This is a genomic window from Mesorhizobium sp. M1050 (genome assembly GCF_040318715.1).
Lineage (GTDB): Bacteria > Pseudomonadota > Alphaproteobacteria > Rhizobiales > Rhizobiaceae > Mesorhizobium.
Genome location: NZ_JAMYMV010000148.1, coordinates 1 through 3945, shown reverse-complemented (window position 1 = coordinate 3945; position 3945 = coordinate 1). Strand labels below are relative to the sequence as shown.

Here is a 3945-nt window from a genome sequence, read left to right as displayed (position 1 = left end):
CGTCAGCTACAACGGCACCATCGTAAAATTCTACTACGAGACCCGTCCCGACCTGATCCTGATGGGCAATGGCCGCGACATCTCTGTGACCAGCCAACGCATCAAGACGGTTGGCATCACCGTTAGTGGCGCGGTGCGCGGCGCCTACAAGCTGATCTACGACCAGGCACCGTTCTCCAACGCCTCGCGGCTGACCCAGGTTACCCGCTACGGCACCGACGCAACAATCGCCGTCGATGGCACCATCGGCGGCGGGACGTCGAAATCGCTTGGACAAATGGCCTATCAGGATGCCGGCTGGAACTACACCACCGTCAACACGCCGATCTACGAGCACATCCCGACGTCTGGTGACAATCCAACTTACGCGAATCCAAAAGAAAACCTCGATGTCGACTTCGACGGTCGAGATGAACTTTGTTGCGAATATGCTGAGACGACGACGACAACCACCAACGGAGGAGGAGGATCGACCGGAGATCATGAAGTATTGACGTCGAAGAAGACACAGCATTACAAAAGAATAATAAAATTCGGCAGCAATGGTGTGCCTTTTGACGTAGATAGTTTGTTTGGCAGTACAACTTCAACAACGACGTCATCACTCGGCACCGATCTTACACCGAAAGGTAGCTCTGTGTTGACCGTCTTGGGTCCTGGACGCTTCCTGGCGACCAAGAACGCGATGGATTTTGCCCAGTATCAGAATACGAAAACAGCTTCCTGTCATAGCACGCGCGATAATGGGGAGGTTTGCACTTACACTTACTCAGCGACCCCTTCGCTGGTGCTGACGGACGCCAATCTCGCGATGACAACTGTTGCCTGCAGCCCAGCGCCTGTGGGCTATGAGGCCCTGTGCAGCAGTTTGCCAAGCTACAGCAATGTTTCCACTCTTCCCGCAAATCCGTCATTCGCGGCTGACACGAATGGCGACGGAATCGATACTCTCGAGAAACGCACCACATTCACCGACACCAGCATGGGCGTTGGTGATTTTCTCGGCAATGGCAAGCAACAACCCTTGTTCATTGTGAGTACCACCCTCAAAAAAGGGCGTCCTTTCCAGCGGCAAATGGCAAGCAGGCGGAACTGCCTTCAACATAAATTGCCAGTTTGACACAGTCTCGAATCCTGGCTCCTGCGTCTTTGCGGACCTCAACGGCGACGGTGCGACTGACGTTGCCAGGTATAGATCAAGCGCCGACGAGATCACCGTATATCTGTCGACCGGCGTTGGTTTTAAAAGCTTCACAGCCACCACCGGCATTCTTGGCGGCAAGGCAATTCTCGGTGATTTTGACAATGATGGAAAAACGGACGTTTTTACGCTGAGCGACAACGTTGTTGTCGGGCCGGGTGAAACACGTTTGATCAAAGTTTACTCTCTTCAACCCTCCTCACCCACGACTTACGCTGCGGTCAATCTCCCGCGGCCAGCATCGATTCCAACAGTCGGGGACGTAATCGGCGACTTCAACGGCGATGGGCTGCCGGATTTCACCAACTATACCAGCATGATCATCTCGAATGCCGGCACCGGCAATCCGAACCTGGTGAAGCAGATCACGACGGAGCTGGGAGGGACGGTGGCGGTCGAGTACACGCCGTCGTCGACCTGGACGAACAACTACCTGCCGCAACTGGTGCATGCGGTGTCAAAGCTCTCTGTCGGTGATGGTCGCGGCCAGACGGCGGTGAGCACGTACACCTATGCCGGCGGCAAGTACGACCCGGCAGCGCGCAAGTTCCTGGGCTTTGCCTCGATCGTCGAGACAAAACCGCTGGCCAATGGCGAGACCGCACCATCGAAGATCGAGACCACCTATCGGCAGGATCTGGCAAGCTACGGCCTGCCGTCGCTGACGGTGTGGAAGGATGGCGCAGGCACCGTGCACAAGCAGGTGGCAGAGACCTATGCGGTCAATGCGGCGACAAAACCCTACACAGTGCAGAACACGGCGACCGACACGACGCTGACCGAGAACATCGCGCGCAACTTGCGCGTCGAGCGGGGCTTCGATGCCTACAACAACGTCACCAGCCTCAAGGACTATGGCCGCACCGATGTCGGTGGCGACGAGACCTGGACCGAGCGCTTCTTCTCGCCCAACATTTCGGCCTACATTGTCTCGGCATTGATCGCCGAGCGCAGCCATGCCGGCCTCGACGCCAGCGCCCCTTACATCAGCTACGCGCACCACTACTACGATGGCAACACAACCGACGTTTGGGCGGTGCCAAGCAAGGGTAATCTGACCTGGGCGCAAACCTTCAGCGACGTCTATGCGGGCAAGACGGTAAACCAGTATTTTGCCTATGACGCCTATGGCAACAAGATATCGGCCACCAATGGCCTCGGTCACAAGACCGAATGGGATTATGACGCGACCTATCACCTCTATCCCGTAACCGAGCGGGCGCCGCGCTATTTTGCCACCGGTGGGCAGACGGCCGACACCCGCTTCGTCTCGACCGCCACCTACAACGCCGTGTGTGGGCTGCCGGCAACCAAGACGGATCCCAACGGCATCGTCAAGACCTTCACCTACGATGCGTTCTGCCGACCCTACCAGGTCTCACAGAACGTGCTGGGTGCCTATGTCAGGAATCAGTTTGTCAGCGAGGGCACTCCTGGGGCGCAAGCGCTGATCAAATACACGCCGCTGCCCAATGGCGCCGGCGAGGATTTTACCATCTCCTGGTATGACGGGCTTGGCCGGGTCTACCGGGTAATGACGCCCGGCGAGACGGCGGCTGGTGCAAGGCGCATCACCGACACCGACTACGATCTGCGCGGCAATGTGCTGCGCACTGCCTTCCCGCGATTTGTCGACGATGCCGCGCAATGGACCACCAACAGCTACGACTGGGCCGATCGGCTGGATGCCAGCCAGCGCAGCTACCTGAACGAACTGGCCACGGGAACCGGCGTCAACCCGCGGCTGGATGCGGTGACGATGACGGACGAGCTTGGCCATCCGACTAAGACAGCATGGACGACACACGGCGATATCGCCGCCATTGTCCGCGACATCGGCGGCCTCAATCTGCCGGAGACACGCACCTACGATCTTCTCGGCCGCTTGATCGGCGTCACCGATCCCGGCGGCTCTACCTGGACCTACACCTACGACATGCTGGGCAACAGGCTGTCGGCGTCCGATCCCGATCTCGGCACCTGGACCTATATCTACGACGCCGCCAACCGGCTGGTCAGCCAGACCGATGCGCGGGGCGCGGTCACCACGCTCAGCTATGACCAGATGGACCGGCTGACGCTGAAGACGGCCACCGCGCCGGGCGGCGGCCCGGTGACGCTGACGCAGAACACCCACGACCAGGCGGCATCAGGCTACTACAACATCGGCCAGCTGACCCGCTCGGAAAACGCCGCCGCCGTCCAGCTCTACAATTATGACGGTCTCGGCAAGGTTGCCCGTCAGGATGCCACCATCGCGGGCATCACCAACACCACGTTCAACGTCCACGACGGCTCCGGCCAGAACGTATATGTCCAATACTTCCCCGTTCAGCTCGACTTCGGTTCGAACACCAACCACTTGCAGTACACCGCCGGCAACAGGCTCTATTCCGCTCCCGGCTTCATCACCTCGACCATCTACGAGGCTGACGGCCAGACCAAGGAGATCACCTACGCCAACGGCGTAAAAACGTCCTTCACCTACTCGCCGACACGGCGCTGGCTGACGCGCATCACCAACGCATTCGGCGCCAGCATGCTGATGGACCGGCAATTCACGCGTGATGCTCTCGGCCGCATCACCAACATTGTCGGGGCCGCTCCCCCAGGCAGTTGGAATTATGTCTACGACAATGCCGACCGGCTGGTCTCATCAGACAATCTCGGCGACAACACGCTCGACGAAACCTTCGCCTATGCCGCCAACGACAACATGATTTCGCGCACGCGTGTCGCTGGTA

The 3945-nt window shown here is 58.8% G+C and carries 2 protein-coding genes; both read left to right on the top strand.

Features of this window, described 5'->3' with window-relative positions; genetic code table 11:
- The coding region (locus NKH57_RS33450) for a hypothetical protein (protein ID WP_352950603.1) at positions 1 to 1120 on the top strand (1120 nt) is incomplete at its 5' end.
- On the top strand, positions 1104 to 3945 hold a 2842-nt coding region (locus NKH57_RS33445; RefSeq protein WP_352950605.1), incomplete at its 3' end, for a toxin TcdB middle/N-terminal domain-containing protein. The genes NKH57_RS33450 and NKH57_RS33445, both read left to right, overlap by 17 nt.